13 protein-coding genes and 2 tRNA genes are annotated in these 17,162 nt (G+C 63.6%); 9 read left to right on the top strand and 6 right to left on the bottom strand.

All coding sequences use genetic code 11. The features are described 5' to 3' along the window. Positions 1–200 precede the first annotated feature (200 nt). The 7 genes from dnaA (at position 201) to B4F19_RS06580 (ending at position 10,097) form a co-directional block, all read left to right on the top strand. Positions 201–1,619 carry a chromosomal replication initiator protein DnaA gene (gene dnaA / locus B4F19_RS06550; protein WP_374198032.1) on the top strand — a complete coding sequence of 473 codons (1,419 nt, stop codon included), beginning with the start codon at positions 201–203 and terminating at the stop codon, positions 1,617–1,619. Between the two features lie 451 nt (positions 1,620–2,070). Further along, a complete protein-coding gene (dnaN, locus tag B4F19_RS06555; protein ID WP_292729783.1) occupies positions 2,071–3,222 on the top strand; it encodes a DNA polymerase III subunit beta in 1,152 nt (383 codons plus the stop codon). A 46-nt stretch (positions 3,223–3,268) separates the two neighbouring features. Beyond that, positions 3,269–4,438 carry a DNA replication/repair protein RecF gene (recF, locus tag B4F19_RS06560; RefSeq protein WP_292729785.1) on the top strand — a complete coding sequence of 390 codons (1,170 nt, stop codon included), beginning with the start codon at positions 3,269–3,271 and terminating at the stop codon, positions 4,436–4,438. Next, positions 4,435–4,932 carry a DUF721 domain-containing protein gene (locus B4F19_RS06565; protein WP_228179212.1) on the top strand — a complete coding sequence of 166 codons (498 nt, stop codon included), beginning with the start codon at positions 4,435–4,437 and terminating at the stop codon, positions 4,930–4,932. Before recF ends, B4F19_RS06565 begins: the two co-directional genes overlap by 4 nt. Before the next feature lie 121 nt (positions 4,933–5,053). Then, complete coding sequence (gene gyrB, locus B4F19_RS06570; RefSeq protein WP_292733529.1) at positions 5,054–7,093, top strand: DNA topoisomerase (ATP-hydrolyzing) subunit B; 2,040 nt, start codon at positions 5,054–5,056, stop codon at positions 7,091–7,093. A 38-nt stretch (positions 7,094–7,131) separates the two neighbouring features. Beyond that, positions 7,132–9,699: a DNA gyrase subunit A gene (gene gyrA, locus B4F19_RS06575; protein WP_292733532.1), complete on the top strand. Its 2,568-nt coding sequence runs from the start codon at positions 7,132–7,134 to the stop codon at positions 9,697–9,699. After that, positions 9,696–10,097: a DUF3566 domain-containing protein gene (locus B4F19_RS06580; protein WP_228179215.1), complete on the top strand. Its 402-nt coding sequence runs from the start codon at positions 9,696–9,698 to the stop codon at positions 10,095–10,097. The genes gyrA and B4F19_RS06580 overlap by 4 nt, the downstream gene beginning before the upstream one ends. A gap of 40 nt (positions 10,098–10,137) precedes the next feature. On the opposite strand, the gene B4F19_RS06585 is transcribed toward B4F19_RS06580, so the two are convergent. Then, entirely contained in the window at positions 10,138–10,851 is a 714-nt protein-coding gene (locus B4F19_RS06585) for a VIT1/CCC1 transporter family protein (protein WP_228179216.1), read from the bottom strand. Positions 10,852–11,033: 182 nt separating this feature from the next. Between B4F19_RS06585 and B4F19_RS06590 the strand changes: the two genes are divergently transcribed. Together B4F19_RS06590 and B4F19_RS06595 are read left to right on the top strand one after the other, a co-directional pair. After that, a tRNA-Ile gene (locus B4F19_RS06590) sits at positions 11,034–11,107 on the top strand. Between the two features lie 10 nt (positions 11,108–11,117). Beyond that, positions 11,118–11,190, top strand: a tRNA-Ala gene (locus B4F19_RS06595). A 506-nt stretch (positions 11,191–11,696) separates the two neighbouring features. Here the strand turns inward: B4F19_RS06595 and B4F19_RS06600 are convergent. Genes B4F19_RS06600 through B4F19_RS06620 form a run of 5 tightly spaced genes read right to left on the bottom strand, consistent with a single transcriptional unit; the run spans position 11,697 to position 16,914 of the window. Continuing rightward, on the bottom strand, positions 11,697–12,320 hold the full coding sequence (locus tag B4F19_RS06600) for a hypothetical protein (RefSeq protein ID WP_292733534.1): 624 nt from the start codon (positions 12,318–12,320) through the stop codon (positions 11,697–11,699). Further along, positions 12,317–13,072 (bottom strand): PP2C family serine/threonine-protein phosphatase, encoded by a 756-nt coding sequence (locus tag B4F19_RS06605; protein ID WP_292733537.1) that lies wholly within the window; start codon positions 13,070–13,072, stop codon positions 12,317–12,319. The genes B4F19_RS06600 and B4F19_RS06605 overlap by 4 nt, the downstream gene beginning before the upstream one ends. Continuing rightward, the gene (locus tag B4F19_RS06610; RefSeq protein WP_292733539.1) at positions 13,073–13,747 is read right to left on the bottom strand and encodes a vWA domain-containing protein; all 675 of its coding nucleotides are present in this window, start codon (positions 13,745–13,747) and stop codon (positions 13,073–13,075) included. Positions 13,748–13,777: 30 nt separating this feature from the next. Continuing rightward, positions 13,778–16,525, bottom strand: coding sequence for a protein kinase domain-containing protein (locus tag B4F19_RS06615; protein ID WP_292733542.1), 2,748 nt, complete (start codon positions 16,523–16,525; stop codon positions 13,778–13,780). Further along, the gene (locus B4F19_RS06620; protein WP_292733545.1) at positions 16,522–16,914 is read right to left on the bottom strand and encodes a helix-turn-helix domain-containing protein; all 393 of its coding nucleotides are present in this window, start codon (positions 16,912–16,914) and stop codon (positions 16,522–16,524) included. Before B4F19_RS06620 ends, B4F19_RS06615 begins: the two co-directional genes overlap by 4 nt. Positions 16,915–17,162 lie beyond the last annotated feature (248 nt).

The following is a 17,162-nucleotide window of genomic DNA, read 5'->3' on the forward strand; positions in this document are numbered from 1 at the left end:
ATCTTGACGTGAGGCAAGGCGACCGACCGGAGGGGAAGGAACATTATCCCCAGCGTCATCCACCATCTGGAGACGACACGCGCGTCGCGTCTACAGTTGATTTTGCGCTGACGGATGCCGCTGACTACCGTTGCTCCGAAAGTTATCCACAGCCGGGGACGGGCTCGCCGCACCGATGCCGCTAATGCCTGAGGGGGGCCATGGTGACCCAGGAGATTCCCGATGTTCCGGTTTGGACTGCCGCACTGGAGATCATGCGCGGGGACGATCGCATCACTCCGCAGCTCGAAGGATTCCTCAATCTCGCGGTGGCGCAGGGCGTCATGGGTGGAACCCTCTACCTCGATGTTCCCAATGAGCTGACCGCAGCGCAGATCAACAAGAGGATGCGCGCGCCGATTCTCGAGGCACTGGCTCACGCTGAGGATGGCAGTGGTGAAACCATTTCGGCGTTTCGCGTTGTCGTGAATCCGGAACTCGCCGAGTCTCACCTGACAGCGGTCATGCCGCTGGCAGCCCCGCCCGCGGCATCCGTTCACCGCGCTGCCGAGGAACCCGTCGAGTCGACGAACACCCCGTCGCGAACCGACACGCGCTTGAACCCGAAGTACACCTTCGACAACTTCGTCATCGGCCAGTCCAACCGGTTCGCTCATGCAGCCGCGGTAGCCGTCGCTGAGGCGCCGGCCAAGGCCTACAACCCGCTCTTCATCTACGGCGATTCCGGACTCGGCAAGACCCACCTCTTGCACGCGATCGGCGATTACGCGATCAGCCTCTATGCCGGGATCAAGGTTCGATACGTCTCGAGCGAAGAGTTCACGAACGACTTCATCAACTCGATCGCCAACAACCGGGGCGCCGCGTTCCAGGCTCGATACCGGGATGTCGACATCCTCCTCATCGACGACATCCAGTTCTTGCAGGGCCGCGCAGAGACCCAGGAAGCCTTCTTCCACACCTTCAACCAGCTCCATGACCACGACAAGCAGGTCGTGATCACGAGCGACGTGCCCCCGAAGCACCTGACCGGGTTCGAAGATCGGATGCGGAGTCGGTTCGAGTGGGGCCTCATCACCGATGTCCAAGCACCCGACCTCGAAACGCGCATCGCGATCCTGCGTAAGAAGGCGCAGAGTGAGCGACTCCACATTCCCGACGACGTCCTGGAGTACATCGCCACCGCGGTCTCATCGAACATCCGCGAACTCGAGGGCGCACTCATCCGGGTCTCGGCTTTCGCGAGCTTGAACCGCTCGAGCCTCGACATCTCGCTGGCCCAGACCGTGCTGCGCGACATCATCGATCAGGATGACGCCAACGTCATCTCACCGACCGACATCATCGCGGCCACCGCTACGTACTTCAAGCTTTCGGTCGACGACCTTTACGGGTCCAGCCGCTCGCAGGCAGTCGCCACCGCCCGTCAGATCGCCATGTATCTGTGCCGAGAGCGGACGAGCCTCTCGCTGCCGAAGATCGGGCAGCTCTTCGGGAACCGCGATCACACGACGGTGATGTACGCCTACAAGAAGATCAGCGACCTCATGAAGGAACGTCGCTCCATCTACAACCAGGTGTCTGAGATCACCGCTCAGCTGGGCCGCAACGGCCGCTGAGCCGACTCGCTTGCGACGAATCCGGGGCTCATAGGAAGCTCATGGATTCTCATTTGACACGACGCGGGTGGTGGCACAAAAATACGCGTTCCCCACAGTGTGGATAACTTGTGGATAAGTGTGGAAGCTGCACGCTCAGTTGTGAATGAAGCTGCGCGCGCTTGTGGAACGAGAGCTTCCGTCGCGAACGCCGACGCGTCGCTTCACGCAACTCATCCGCAGTCCCTCCACAAATGACACGAATGTGGTTTCGGCTCGGCACAAGGGATCGCGCGATTCATCCACAGTTCCCACAGCTGTTAACACCATGACAAAGAACTTCTTGAGATGAATCCGGTTCGATGACCTTCGGTGCGACGCTGCCGTCAGGGCGAGCCCCCGCGGATCTCTTGAAGTCACAAGACATGTGGGCACTAGCATGGGAGAGCCCAACCGGATCGAGGGAGCGCACGTGAGGTTCGAAGTCAACCGCGATGTGTTCAGCGAGGCTGTGTCGTTCGTCGTCAAGCTGCTGCCACAACGCAATCCGCAGCCGATCCTGGCGGGCATCCTCATCGAGGCAAGCGCAGACGGCCTGTCGTTGTCGGCGTTCGACTACGAAGCATCGGCACGAACCCTCATCGAGGCAACGGTCGATGACCCGGGGACGATTCTCGTCCACGGTCGATTGCTGTCCGAGATCGCGAACCGGTTGCCCAACGCTCCGGTCACTGTTCGCGTTGACGACGACGGTGGGATCCTGCTGACCTGCGGTTCGGCGACCTTCACGCTCGCATCCATGCCGGTTGCCGAGTACCCTGCGATTCCCGAAGTCACGGGCGAGTCGGGTCTCGTCCCCGCCGAAGATTTCGCCACCGCGATCGCGCAGGTGGCCTTCGCGGCATCCCGCGACGATGTCACGCCGGTGCTGACCGGTGTTCAGCTCGAAGTCTCCGGCAACCGTCTGAGCCTCGTCGCCACCGACCGCTACCGGGTCGCCCTGCGGGAGATTCCCTGGGATCCGGCAGGTGGAGCATCCGAAGAGGGTGCGACAGCTCTCGTTCCCGCCCGCACTTTGACCGAGGTCGGCAAGACCTTCGCGCACTCGGGGCAGATCTCGATCGCGTTCTCGGGGAGCGGCGACCGCGAGATCATCGCGTTCACGGCGGGCAACAAGACAGTCACGTCTCTGCTGATCAAGGGCAACTTCCCTCCGGTCCGCCGGCTGTTCCCCGAGCAGACCGAACACCACGCAGTCGTCAGCACCTCGGAGTTCGCCGAAGCGGTGCGCCGTGTGTCGCTGGTGCTTGACCGGTCAGCGCCGCTGCGGTTCACGTTCACCGCAGAGGGCGTGTCGATGGATGCCGCCGGCACCGAACAGGCCCGGGCTACCGAATCCGTCGATGCGACGCTGAGCGGTGACGATGTCACGCTGGGCTTGAACCCGCAGTACCTGCTCGAGGCTCTCGGCGCGGTTCGCAGCGAGTTCGCACGGGTGACCTTCACCTCGAGCGATAACGCCAACAAGCTGAGCCCCGTGCTGATTACCGCCCAGACCTCGGTCGACCGTTCGGGCGAGGATTCCTTCAAGTACCTGCTGCAGCCCAACCTGCTGCTGCGCTGATCGCCGACGCGGGTTGCGCGTCGCCGGTGGCGGATAGCCTGTACCGATGATCGTCGAGCGGCTGAGTCTCACTGACTTCCGCAACTACGCTCGTGCCGAGCTTGAGCTCTCCAGCGGACCGACGGTTCTGGTCGGAAGCAACGGTCAGGGCAAGACCAATCTCGCTGAAGCTGTCGGGTACCTCGCGACGGCCGGTTCCCACCGCGTGTCATCTGACGCACCGCTGGTGCGCGACGGTTCGGACTTCGCCATCGTTCGGGCAACCCTCGCGCACGGGGAACGGCGGTTGAACGTCGACGTCCAGATCAACCGTCAGGGCTCCAACCGTGCGCAGGTGAACGGAACCGGCATCCGCACCGGAGAGCTCGGACGTTACGCGCATGTCGTCCTGTTCGCGCCCGAAGACCTGCAGATCGTCCGCGGTGATCCGGGCGCGCGGCGCCGCTTCGCCGACCAGCTTCTCGTGCAGCGATACCCGCGACTGTCGGCGACACTCGCCGACTACGACCGCGTTCTCAAGCAGCGCGGGGCGCTGCTGAAGTCGGCCCGCGCCAGGCGCCTGGACGCTGAAGCCCTCCCGACCCTGGATGTGTGGGATGACAAACTCGTCGCCCTCGGGGTCGAGATCATCCGCGCGCGCGAGGCACTGGTGCGGGATCTCGCGGGACCGATCGCCGATGCATACGCCTCGATCGCCGGGGCCGATCACGCCCCGGATGCGCGGTGGGTGCTCTCGGTAGACGGCGCCGACCCCGATGACGACGAGGGCCGGGCCGGCGTCACCGAGACCGGCGACCTGTTCGAGCGATTTCGTGCCGCGCTGCGCGAAAGACGCGCATCGGAACTGGAACGCGGGGTCAACCTCGTGGGTCCCCACCGGGACGACCTCCTACTTTCGCTTCGGGGCCTGCCCGCCCGCGGGTACGCCTCGCACGGCGAATCGTGGTCGCTGGCCCTGGCGCTGCGTATTGCGTCGGCGCACCTGCTCCGAGCCGACTCTCAGCTCGGCGACCCGATCGTCATCCTTGATGATGTCTTCGCCGAACTCGACGCGGGTCGCCGGGCGCGCCTGGCCGACATCGTGGGTGAGTTCGAGCAGGTGATCGTGACCGCCGCGGTCGAGCAGGATGTTCCCGCGGCGCTTCGGGTCGGTACGGTCCGGGTCGAGGCGGGCACCCTGAGTGGCACCGGCCCCGCTGAGCGGGACGTGTCGTGAGCACGGAGGCGGAAAGGACATCGTCGGTTCCCGAGACCATCGCCACGTACCTGCGTCTGCGAGGGCTTGCCCCCACGGCCCGCGTCGCCCGCCGCCGGAGGCGCAGGACCGATGACGAGAACGAGCCGTTCACGGCGGGTCGCGACCCGAAGGGGGTCGCCGACATCCTCACCGACCTCACGCGGGAGGCGGGATGGGACGCACAGCTGGCGCGGGAAGATGTGGTTCTCACCTGGAACGAGGTTGCCGGGGCCGAGACGGCCCGCCACACCCGTCCGGTGGGCTTTGTCGACGGCATCCTCACCGTCCAGGCCGATTCGACGGCGTGGGCTCGGCAGCTGCAGAACATGCGCTCGCAGATCCTCACCGAGATCATTCGTCGGTTCCCGGATGCCGGGGTCGAGAGCGTCCGCTTCATCGGGCCGGACGTCCCCTCCTGGAAATGGGGGCCGAGAGCCGTTCCAGGCCGCGGTCCGCGCGATACCTACGGCTGACCCACCTCCCGGGACGTCGCGGCGAATTTCATCGCGCCACAGGCCCGCAGAGCGCTGAATGCTGCCCTGGACTTGATAGACTGTCCGATAGTCCTATCGTCGATGTGGAGCGCCTCTCACCATGCCCTCAGAAGTCCCTGAAAGCGTTCCCGAAGATCCCCAGCTCGCAAACGCCGGCAAGGTCCAGAACGAATACGGGGCTGACGCCATCCAAGTCCTCGAAGGACTGGAGGCGGTGCGCAAGCGACCCGGCATGTACATCGGCTCGACCGGTGAGCGGGGCCTTCATCACCTGGTGTACGAGATCGTCGACAACTCGGTCGACGAGGCCCTGGCCGGCTATTGCGACACCATCACGGTCACGATCCTCGAGGACGGTGCGGTTCGGGTGGTCGACAACGGCCGCGGAATCCCGGTTGACATGCACCGCACCGAGGGAAAGTCCACCGTCGAGGTCGTCCTGACGGTGCTCCACGCCGGCGGTAAGTTCGGCGGCGGCGGATACGCGGTCTCCGGTGGTCTGCACGGCGTCGGCTCCTCGGTTGTGAACGCCCTGTCGACGCGCCTCGAGGTCGAGGTCAAGCGCCAGGGATTCGTCTGGCGCCAGTCGTTCCGAAACGGCGGAACTCCGCTCGCACCGCTCGAGAAGGGCGAGCCGAGCGACGAGACCGGAACGACCATCACGTTCTGGCCGGATGCCGGGATCTTCGACACCGTGCACTTCGACTACGACACCCTCCGCACCCGTTTCCAGCAGATGGCCTTCCTCAACAAGGGGCTGCGGATCACGCTACGAGACGAGCGCCCAGAGTCCGCCTACGTCGTCGACGATCAGTCCAGCGATGCGGCCGCCACCCAGCCCCACGATGACTTCCTCTACGAGCGCGGGCTCGTGGACTATGTCGAGTACCTCAACAAGGTACGCAAGACCGAGGTCGTCAACGACGAGATCATCGAGGTGGAGTCCGAAGACACTGACCGCCACATTTCGCTCGAACTGGCGATGCAGTGGACCACGAGCTACACCGAGAACGTGTTCACCTTCGCGAACACCATCAACACGCACGAGGGCGGAACCCACGAAGAGGGATTCCGCGCCGCGTTGACGACGCTCGTCAACCGGTACGCGCGTGCCCAGGGCATGCTCAAGGAGAAGGATGACAACCTCACCGGTGAAGACATCCGTGAAGGACTCACCGCCGTCATCTCGGTGAAGCTCTCTGAGCCGCAGTTCGAGGGTCAGACCAAGACGAAGCTCGGCAACACCGAAGCCAAGGCTTTCGTGCAGAAGGTCGTCGGCGACCAGTTGACGGACTGGCTCGACCGCAACCCCGCGCAGGCCAAGAACGTCATCCGCAAGGCGATCGATGCGGCAACCGCACGACTCGCTGCTCGCAAGGCACGCGAAACCGCACGCCGCAAGAGCGTTTTCGAGTCGGCGGCGATGCCCGACAAGCTGAAGGACTGCGTCTCCAAGGACCCGTCGATCAGTGAGATCTTCCTCGTCGAGGGTGACTCGGCCGGTGGCTCGGCTGTCGGTGGTCGCGATCCGCACACCCAGGCGATCCTTGCCCTTCGCGGAAAGATCCTGAACGTCGAACGCGCGCGCCTTGACCGGGCCCTGGGTAACAAAGAAGTCCAGGCGATGATCTCCGCCTTCGGCACGGGTATCGGTGAGGACTTCGACATCGCGAAGGCCCGGTACCACAAGATCGTGCTGATGACGGATGCCGACGTCGACGGTCAGCACATCACGACGCTGCTGCTGACTCTGTTGTTCCGCTACATGCGCGGGCTCGTCGAAGCCGGCTATGTCTACCTGGCGCAGCCCCCGCTGTACCGGATCAAGTGGACCAACTCCCCCCACGAGTACGTGTACTCGGACCGCGAGCGGGACGCGGTTCTGACCGAGGGAGCTGCCGCGGGCAAGCGCATCCCCAAGGACAACGCGATCCAGCGCTACAAGGGTCTCGGTGAGATGAACGCCGAGGAGCTGTGGGAGACCACGATGGATCCGCTGACCCGGACGCTGCGCCAGGTCACCATCGACGATGCCGCCGCCGCCGATGAGATCTTCTCGATCCTCATGGGCGAGGACGTGGAGTCCCGCCGCGGATTCATCCAGCGAAACGCGAAAGACGTCCGCTTCCTGGACATCTGAGTACGCGAGCACATCGAAACGACGAAGTAGAGACAGACATGGCAGACGAACAACGTCCCGAGCCGGTGCACAACCACGGTCGAATCGATCAGGTCGACCTGCAGCTGGAGATGCAGCGGTCCTACCTCGACTACGCGATGAGCGTCATCGTCGGCCGCGCCCTTCCCGACGTGCGCGATGGGCTCAAGCCCGTGCACCGCCGTGTGATCTACGGCATGTACGACGGCGGCTACCGCCCCGACAAGTCGTTCTCGAAGTGCTCGCGTGTCGTGGGCGAGGTCATGGGTCAGTATCACCCGCACGGTGACTCGGCCATCTATGACACCCTCGTCCGCCTCGTTCAGCCGTGGGCGCTGCGATACCCGCTAGCGCTCGGACAGGGGAACTTCGGTACCCCCGGAAACCAGGGGGCTGCCGCACCGCGATACACCGAGACCAAGATGGCGCCGCTCGCGTTGGAGATGGTCCGGGACATCGAGGAAGAGACTGTCGACTTCCAGCCCAACTACGACGGGCAGACGCAGGAGCCGATGGTGCTGCCGGCGCGGTTCCCGAACCTGCTTGTCAACGGGTCGGTGGGTATCGCGGTCGGGATGGCGACGAACATCCCGCCGCACAATCTGCGCGAGGTTTCCGCCGGCGCACTCTGGGCACTCGAGCACCCCGACGCCACCCGCGAGGAGCTTCTCGAAGCTCTCATGGAGCGGATCCCTGGCCCCGACTTCCCGACATCCGCGCAGATTCTCGGCACCAAGGGAATCAAGGATGCCTACCGCACCGGCCGCGGATCGATCACGATGCGCGCGGTGGTCAATGTCGAAGAGATCCAGGGCCGGACGTGCCTGGTGATCACGGAGCTGCCCTACCAGGTCAACCCCGACAACGTCGCGGTGAAGATCGGTGACCTCGCCCGCGAGGGCAAGATCACGGGCATCGCCGATATCCGCGACGAAACTTCGGGCCGCACCGGCCAGCGCCTGGTCATCGTGCTCAAGCGCGACGCTGTCGCGAAGGTCGTGCTCAACAACCTCTACAAGCACACGCAGCTGCAAGAGAACTTCGGCGCGAACATGCTGGCCATCGTCGACGGTGTGCCGCGCACGCTGCCGCTTGACGGTTTCATCAGCTACTGGATCGAGCACCAGGTCGACGTCATCGTCCGGCGCACGCGGTATCGGCTTCGCAAGGCCGAAGAGCGGATGCACATCCTGCGCGGGTATCTCAAGGCGCTCGATGCGCTCGACGAGGTCATCGCCCTCATCCGTCGCTCGGCGACGGTCGAGGATGCGCGCGAGGGGCTGAAGGACCTGCTCGAGATCGACGACATCCAGGCCGATGCGATTCTGCAGATGCAGTTGCGCCGCCTCGCTGCCCTCGAACGGCAGAAGATCATCGACGAAGCCACCGAGCTCGAGGCTCAGATCCTGGACTTCCAGGCGATCCTCGCCGACCCGATGCGCCAGCGTTCCATCATCCGCGACGAACTCACCGCTATCGTCGAGCGCTTCGGCGATGATCGACGCACCGAGATCCTGCCCGGCTACGACGGCGACATGTCGGTGGAAGACCTCATCCCCGAAGAGGAAATGGTCATCACCGTCACCCGCGCCGGGTACATCAAGCGCACGCGCAGCGACAACTACCGGTCGCAGCACCGCGGCGGCAAGGGCGTCAAGGGCGCGCAACTGCGGGCTGACGACGTCGTCGAGCACTTCTTCGTGACGACAACCCACCACTGGCTGCTGTTCTTCACGAACAAGGGCCGCGTCTACCGGGCGAAGGCGTATGAGCTTCCCGAGGCGGGGCGCGACGCGAAGGGCCAGCACGTCGCGAACTTCCTCGCGCTCCAGCCCGAGGAAGAGATCGCTCAGATCCTCGACATCCGCGACTACCAGGCAGCCCCCTACCTGGTGCTGGCCACCCGCAGCGGCCTGGTGAAGAAGACGCGCCTGACCGAGTACGACACCAACCGCCAGGGCGGCGTGATCGCCATCAAGCTGCGCGGCGGTGAGGGTGAGGATGCCGGAGACGAACTGACCTCCGCGATGCTCGTGGACGAAGGCGACGACATCCTGTTGATCAGCCGGGAGGGTATGTCGCTGCGGTTCACCGCGACGGATGCTGCGCTTCGCCCCATGGGACGGGCGACCGAGGGCGTCAAGGGAATGTCGTTCCGCGGCGACGATTGCCTGCTGTCGGCATCCGTGGTTCGTGACGAGGGATACGTGTTCGTCGTCACCGAAGGCGGCTACGCCAAGCGCACGGATGTGGCCCAGTATCGGGAGCAGGGCCGCGGTGGCCTGGGCATCAAAGTCGCGAAGCTGACTGAGGATCGAGGGGTTCTCGCGGGCGGCTTGATCGTCTCGGAGGACGACGAGGTCTTGGTGGTTCTTGCCAGCGGCAAGGTGGTACGCTCTGCCGTGGCCGAGGTCCCCGCCAAGGGTCGCGACACCATGGGTGTCGTCTTCGCCCGCCCCGATGACGAGGATCGCATCATCGCGGTCGCGCGTAACGGAGAGCGGGTTGTGGCAGAAGTCGCCGCGGCCACGGATGCGTCGGATGACGCCGCCTCCCCCCAGATCGTTGAAGGAAGTCCCGACGCATGACGACGGTTGCCGACAAACTCGCCAAGAAATCCAGCAAGACCACGACGAAGCAGGTGCGCCTGCGGCTCGTTTACCTTGACTTCTGGTCGGCCGTGAAGCTGTCGTTCCTCGCGGCTGTCGCGATCGCCATCGCGACCGTCGTGTTTTTCGTCCTGATCTTCCTGATCCTGGAGAGCACGGGCCTCATCTCGCAGGCTGACGAGTTCATCGGCAGCGTGACCGGCGAAGCCTTCTCCATGTCGGCAATCTTGTCGCTCCCGCAGGTTCTGGCGTTCTCGGCGATCGTCGCGATCCTGAACCTCGTGGTCGTGACCGTTATGGGCGCCGTTGTTGCCGGCATCTACAACCTCGCGGTGAAGGTCACCGGCGGACTCCTCGTCGGCTTCACCTCGAACTGACGCGCCAGCCGTTCACGCATCGGCTCGGCGAACGCCGGCGCTAAACGACGGTGGTGCCGAGCAGGGTACCGATCGCGTAGGTTGCCGCTAGCGCCAGCGCGCCACCGATAACCAGGCGCAAGACAGCGCGTCCCTGCGACGCGCCGCCCAGGCGCGCGGAGATAGAACCGGTGACCGCCAGCGCGATGAGCACTGCCACGACGGTGACCGGCACCCGCCACTCCGGCGGGGGGAGCAGAATCGCGAGCAGCGGCAGAAGCGCTCCGAACGTGAACGCCACAGCCGACGAGAACGCGGCTTGCCACGGGCTGACGAGGTCGTCCTGATCGATGTGCAGTTCCACCTCGAGGTGAGCCGCGAGGGCGTCGTGGGCCGTGAGCTCCTTCGCGACCTGCACCGCGGTGTCGCGACTGAGACCCCGCTCCTGGTAAAGCTGCGTCAACTCTTCCAGCTCTTCCGCCGGCATCTCGGCCAGTTCGCGGCGCTCTTTCGCGATGAGTGCGCGTTCGCTGTCGCGCTGACTGCTCACCGACACGTACTCGCCGAGCGCCATCGAGATAGCGCCGCCGACGAGGCCGGCCACACCTGCGAGCAGGAGCGCCGGAGTGTCGGTCGTCGCGCCCGCGACACCGACAACGAGTGAGGCAACGGAGACGATGCCATCATTGGCACCGAGAACACCGGCTCGCAGCCAGTTGAGCTTCTGGCTCACGCCGGTGGCGTGCGGCTCGTGGGCGTGTGTTGCGTCTGTCACGCCGCTCAGTCAACAACTCCACCATGGCGGTGCGCAATGAAGGATCGGCTAAGCGAACTCCGACGGCGGACCGGGAGGGGCCGCGCGGAGCGCTCGCTGCGATCCAGCGCCCGGATTCGTGGAAACCGCGCCCCGTCGGGTAAAGTCTTGGAGGTTGACGGTGCGATGCGCCGACAGCGCACGGGGCTATAGCTCAGGCGGTTAGAGCGCTTCACTGATAATGAAGAGGTCCCAGGTTCAAGTCCTGGTAGCCCCACGCAAGCCCCGGGGCCTTAGCTCAGTTGGTAGAGCGCCTGCTTTGCAAGCAGGATGTCAGGAGTTCGAATCTCCTAGGCTCCACACTTCGATAGAACCCCGGGATCCCGCATAATCCGCGAGATACCGGGGTTCTTTCATGCCTTGCAGCGATACATGTACCCAACGCTGGTAGTAGATGGGTAGTGAAAATGTAGTAGTTCGTATTGGTTCCGTTGCGCCCGACGTGCCCTGGGAACCGCGGAATCCCGGGGCTTCGTCATCTCGAGCGCAGTGCGCTGCGCCCGAGATGCGCCCCAAAGAATCAGTGGGATCCGCCGCGTGGCCGCAGATCGGCCCCCGCACGCAACAGCAGCGACCGGACTCGTTGAATCGAGTAGCTGTCCGAGGCTGGCGGGGACATCCTCTCGGTGTCGCGGGCGATGGGCCATGCGAAGCCCTCCATCACGTTGGACAAGTACGGGCACCTCGCTCCAGCAGGCCTTGCTCCGCTGATGGCAAAGATCGACAGTTTGGTGGGCCCTCTTACTCATGCAGCGTGAACTGGCTCTGAGTGTGCGGTGACCCCACTGACGAACGGTGTCTCGACGTCACCCATCGGCGGAGCTGGCCCGCTGGGGTAGCACGTCCGGGTGCCGATCTCGGATTGCCGTACCGAGTGCGCGGAGCGCATTGAGAATAGTGCCCGTGTGGGCAACGATCCTGCTTTGGAGCACACTCCGTCCATTGTGCTTGTTCGCGATCGCGGCGAGATGCCACTGCGCGAGCCAGTGGTCACCGCCCTCCAGGTCGCGGTGGGCAACAACCCGATTCCGGATCTCGGTCAGATTCGTCATGTCGTCCGCGTCCGACTTGATGGGCTTCAAAGCGTCCTTGAAAGCCCGTCCGGCCTCGCGATACTCGCTACTGATTCGCGGGGGCAACTCCTCGATCGCCGCCCAAGAGAGCAGGGCCAGGTACTTCTCCCACACCTCGCGGTCGGTCGGGTCGGAAAGATCCCGCAGCAAGAGCACCTTCAGCTCGTAGTCGGTGGCGACCACGGTGACGAATAGTTCCAGGGCTCGCCGCTTCGTCTGGTCGGTGACCGTCGAAGACAGTCCTGCCAGATGCACCATTATCTGCTCGTAATCGGCCCGAGTATGCTCCAGGTCGGCGCGAAGCCTGTCAAGTCGCCGAGCAAGCTCGTCAGCCGTCATTTCGTCCGCGCCTCTCATGACGGGATGACCCGACCGAGGATTCCGATCGAGCAGTCATCCTTGGTCGCATTTCGGATGGTGAGGTTTACCAGCCGGCGAAGTCGCTTCTTGTAGTCGGAGTTCTTGCTCTGGCGACCGGGTGCCGTGCCGACGGCATCGATGAGTTTCGTGCACGCCCCCGCCAGCTCGCCGCTGCGCGGGTTGTAGAGGCTCTCGGCTGTTCCATCACTCATGAGGATGAATCCGCGCACTCCGTCGAGCGATCCGCGGAAGAGTCGCATCGACTCGAGCGCACGATCCGAGGTGACAAATGTTGTTTGGTTGGCAAACTCGGAGTTGTCGGGACCGGAGATGACCCTCAAGTCCCCGTGCTTCAGGTACCCGACGACCCCGTCTCCCACATGCGCGCCAAGGAATCTGTTGCCGGACACTGCCACGCAGAGGAACGTAGAGGCAAGGCTGTCGGGCGACACGGCGTGCCTTTCCGCGGTCGCGGTCACCTTCGCTGCGAGACGACCCAGTAGGTCCACCTTCACCTGGACGCCATCGTTCGACGACGCATAGTCGTCGAACTGCTCAACGAGCACGGCACAGCCTTCGTCCACGACGGCTTGGGCGCCGAATTGAGAGTGCGACGCGGAGCCCGCCCCGTCGGCCACACAGAGGACTTGAACGCCACCGCGAGACAGGTACTTCGTTCGGTCTTGGACCGGCGTGCCGTCTCGCAGGTGAGCATGTCCCCTCGCCTGGTAGTGGAACTCCTTGAACACCTACAGCTCCGCCCAACCGGCGAGCCCTTCGAGGTCGAGCTTGACGCTGTCACCGGGTGTTGACCGCGACACACGCGCAACTGACCGTGAGAGCCACTCGAAGAACTCCTTGAACTTCAGGCCGTCCAGACGAAGCGGATCGCGGTTGGGGCTGAACCGGGCGAGCGTCTTCATGTCGGCGCCACCACCGATGCCGATGGGAAACACGGTGAGCTTCTTGGCTTCGACGAGGTCTACAACCCGCCTCACGGCGTTGTCGATGTTGTCGGTAGGCGCACCGTCGGTCATAAGCACCAGCCAGGGTTGGTAGTAGAGAACTCCACTACCGGAGTAGGTCGCCTTTCGCGCCTCGAGTGTGTCGAGTGCAAGGTTGATGCCGGCACCCATCGCGGTGGTGCCGTTCGCGGCCAGGCCCGAGATTCGCTGCAGTCGCTCAATGCTCGCGAAGTCATGGACGAGCCCAGCCGACGAGTTGAACTCGACGATGTTGATTTCGGCCGAGTCGTGAGCGTCGTCATCTTCGTCGATTGCGTCGTAGAACGAGTTGACACCCCGAACGAGTTCCTGAATGGGCGATCCGCTCATCGAGCTGCTGGTGTCAAGGCAGAGTGACACGGGTACGCGCGGGGTCGGGTTGTCGACGAGGTCATCAGCTCCGAGGGTGAGTCGTGCCATGGCTGCTTCCTTTCGATGAAGCGGTTGATGTTAGTTGCCGGAGAACCACTTCGAGAGCCGTGCCCAGAAGCCCAACTTGGGCTGCGGACTCGACTTTGCCGTGGAGGGGGTGCCGCCGGTCCGCGGGGGAGGCGTCAGGGTAGGAACGCAGCCGGCGGGGTAGCTCCCGCCGTAACCGGCCTTGTGGGTTGTCGGGACCGATCGGCCGCTTCGCTGGTGCCACTCGACGTTCCCGTATGTGATGTAGGGCTTCTGGCAGCGAGTGCACAGACGGGCCGGGTCGAGCGTGTTAGCGCGAGCCTTCCGTTCGTCCTCCTTCTGCGCGCACGAAGGGCACCGACCGTACTTCAGCACGCTCTTCGGGAAACTCAGGCCGCAGTCTCGACACGATACCGAGACCGGGCGGGAGGCGGCAGCACGACGGGCCGGCTGATGGTCGCGGCACTTGTTGCACTGCCGTGGGACGAAGTACTCCTGGGTGTCGTGGCTCCAAATGCCGGCGATCGCATTCTCACGCCTGCAAGCTGGGCAGTCCTGGATCGGGGTGTCTTGCTTGAACGCCTTGTTGCGGATCGGGTACACATCGTTCGACATCGGGTCGAAGTTCGTTCGCGGGTTGTCCAGATAGTTCTTGTAACCCCGAAATGCCTCCAGCCACTCGGCGGCGGTCGGACGCTTTTTGTAGCGCTTCCCGTCCCGATGGAAGGTGTGCCAGAACAGGTCCTTCACGGGCTTGTGGATGTGGCTCCACATGTACTTCCAGTCACCGTCGGGCTGGTCCTTGTTGTTGTGGGGCCCATACTGGAAGGCGAAGTTGCCCTCTCTGATCAACTGAATCATGTCACCGTCAGTTCCCGTTCGTATGTATGGGAACTGCCCAGTCATGACGATCATGAAGAGCATCGTCGCCACAGCGAAGAGCTCGTCTTCCATCGTCCGCAGGTGGTCGGAGTAGGTCTTCCCAAGCATGGCGGGAGAAGTAAACATCGGCGTGCCGACGGGGCAGGGGTAGCCTTCCAGTTGCCACGAGTCAGCGTCGATGATGAAGACGTTCTTCTTGTCATCGACCATGAGGTTCTTGGGGTTGATGTCGCCAAGTATCACGTTCATGGAATGCAGATACTGGACCTTCTCCAGGAACGAGATGCAGATGTCGACAAGGTCGACCTTCCTCCATTCCGGGAACTCGCGCTCGAACCTCCGCTTGTTGAAGATCGTGCGTTGGAACTCGCGGCCGCTCGCTTTCGGCATCACGTATCCGACGAACTCGCCCTGCTTATTCCGGACGACTTCGGATGGAATGCAGAGACCCTGCGCGCGAAGGCTTCGGCCGACGAGTAGCTCGATCTTCTCCTTGCGGTGTCGCGTGAGGTGGTCTTTGTCGAAGATCTTGACGACCGTGTCGCCGTCGGCTTCGTACACGGACCCCTCGCCGCCCTCGCCGAGGAGTGCGCCCAGCACGAGCGAGCCACTCCGGTCGGCAGACACCCGGGTGACAGGGTCTCCTTGCGTCGGGATCACGGAGGAGGTCAGTGGCGTGTCGCTCGGCCTAAGTGTTGTCCGCGGCGAGAAGGGGTTGATCGGCGTTGGTGCAACAGATTGCTGTGGTTTCGGTGACGAGGAACCGGGGACCCGAGGGGCCGGGTTGACCGTGGGTTCCTTCAGGCCGAACGCCTTTCCAAAATCGTGTAGAAGCGGCTTCAGTGCCGCGGCCTCGGACTGGTCCTTGAATGTGCCGTTTCCCTCTGCAATATGTGTTGCGTGGCGCTTGTACTTGCGGAACCCGCGCTGGAACAGCGACTCGTCGGAGTCGACCTCGAGGTCACCACTTCTTGTAAGAACCCCGACGAATAGGCGCTTGGAAAGCCGATGCGCGAGCAGGCGAATGCGTAGCTTGATCGTGATGTCGTGAGTGAGAAGGCACATCTCGTAGGTGTCGGCAAACCGCTCGAAGAGCTTCAGGAAGAGGTCGTCAGCGTAAGGGTTGGTGTCATCGCCGAGGTCCTTCCGCACGAGCCCGACGTCGCTTGCACTCTCCAGGAAGGTCAGCGCTGCACCGGCCTTCTTGATAGCCTCGGCGCGCTCCGCAGATTCACCGGAGGCGTCGATCCGGCTCTGCTTGGTGAGCTCGTCGACGACCTTTGTTGGTACGACGATGGGATTACCATTCGCGAGGATCGTGTTGTGTCCACGTTCGAAAAGGCGCTTGAGTCCACCGGCGCGGCTCGCGCTTGTGGCCATGAAGACGTTCGTGTCGATGAACAGCCGTCGGTTCGGCTGGAGGAACTCGACTGGGTCGAGAAGTTGGTACTCGATCGGCTTGGACACTGAGCGCTCCCCGCGTCTCTGGAAGCCCGGAGCTTCGGGGTCGGAAGTCTGTGCCCGGACGCTGCCCTTGACAGAGCGCTCCGACCAGGCCAGTCGTTCGCGAAGCATCGCTACGGAGAGGATCGGAAGCCTTCCGTACTGCGAGTCAAGGACGAGCGCCTCAACCTTGTCGCCGACGGAAAGGGCCTCGCGTGGTTTCCCGTCGATCTCCGCAGGCAGCTCACTGAATGGGATGCGACCGAGCGTTCGGAGGCCCGCATCCACGAGTACCTCGTCGTCCCTGATCCGCGCGACCACCGCGGTTACAGCATGACCCTCGTCGGGAAACTCCTCCGCCTCGTCGTCGGTCCAGTCGTCCGGATCGTCGTCGGTCCAGTCGTCCGGATCGTCGTCGGTCCAGTCGTCCGGATCGTCGTCGGCCCAGTAGTGCCGGCTACCGCTCAGGCTCATTGCGGATCGCCGAACGCGATGTTGCTGTGGAACTCATCGAGCGCGGCAGCCGCCTCTTCGTGTTCTAGTTGCCGCTCGCGCTGATATTTCGCGATCGAGCGCATCGGAATTCGACGGTGGCTTCCCACGCGAACGTGCTCGACTGTGCCCGCATCGACGAGCTTCATCAGGGTCGGTCGAGACATGCCGAGCATGGTCGCGGCCTCGGTACTGGTGAAGAGGTCTTTGACGGGGACCACGACGGCTCCAGTCGAGTGCTCCGCCTCAAGCAACTCGAGCACCTTCTCGGCGCTCCGACGCGTGAGGTTGAGTGTCACCGTCACCTCATCCGGTGACGCCTCCAAAGCGTCACGCAGTGCTTGGATGTCATCGGGAAGTATCTCGGGCATGTTCCCCTCCAACCGAAACAACCGAATCTAACTGAAGCAACTGTAACTAGGTGTCGTAAGTGAAGTCAAGCATGGAGATGCTGTTTCCAGAACTGTGCGCCGTGGGTGCGCCCTAACGATCACTCAGCGCCTGGAATCACGGGGATCCTGATTGCTTTGCAAGCAGGATGTCAGGAGTTCGAATCTCCTAGGCTCCACAGTTTTCCTCCGGAGGTTCCCTGCCTCTCGCAACGTCACGCGCGCGTAAC

It is taken from the genome of Microbacterium sp. UBA1097, from assembly GCF_002313585.1.
Lineage (GTDB): Bacteria > Actinomycetota > Actinomycetes > Actinomycetales > Microbacteriaceae > Microbacterium.

Bases quoted from the DNA above. Each gene is read 5' to 3' on its own strand.
- dnaA (WP_374198032.1), top strand. From the start codon at position 201: ATGGTGACCCAGGAGATTCCCGATGTTCCGGTTTGGACTGCCGCACTG.
- recF (WP_292729785.1), top strand. From the start codon at position 3,269: ATGATCGTCGAGCGGCTGAGTCTCACTGACTTCCGCAACTACGCTCGT.
- gyrB (WP_292733529.1), top strand. From the start codon at position 5,054: ATGCCCTCAGAAGTCCCTGAAAGCGTTCCCGAAGATCCCCAGCTCGCA.
- gyrA (WP_292733532.1), top strand. From the start codon at position 7,132: ATGGCAGACGAACAACGTCCCGAGCCGGTGCACAACCACGGTCGAATC.
- B4F19_RS06580 (WP_228179215.1), top strand. From the start codon at position 9,696: ATGACGACGGTTGCCGACAAACTCGCCAAGAAATCCAGCAAGACCACG.
- B4F19_RS06600 (WP_292733534.1), bottom strand. From the start codon at position 12,320: ATGAGAGGCGCGGACGAAATGACGGCTGACGAGCTTGCTCGGCGACTT.
- B4F19_RS06610 (WP_292733539.1), bottom strand. From the start codon at position 13,747: ATGGCACGACTCACCCTCGGAGCTGATGACCTCGTCGACAACCCGACC.
- B4F19_RS06615 (WP_292733542.1), bottom strand. From the start codon at position 16,525: ATGAGCCTGAGCGGTAGCCGGCACTACTGGGCCGACGACGATCCGGAC.
- B4F19_RS06620 (WP_292733545.1), bottom strand. From the start codon at position 16,914: ATGCCCGAGATACTTCCCGATGACATCCAAGCACTGCGTGACGCTTTG.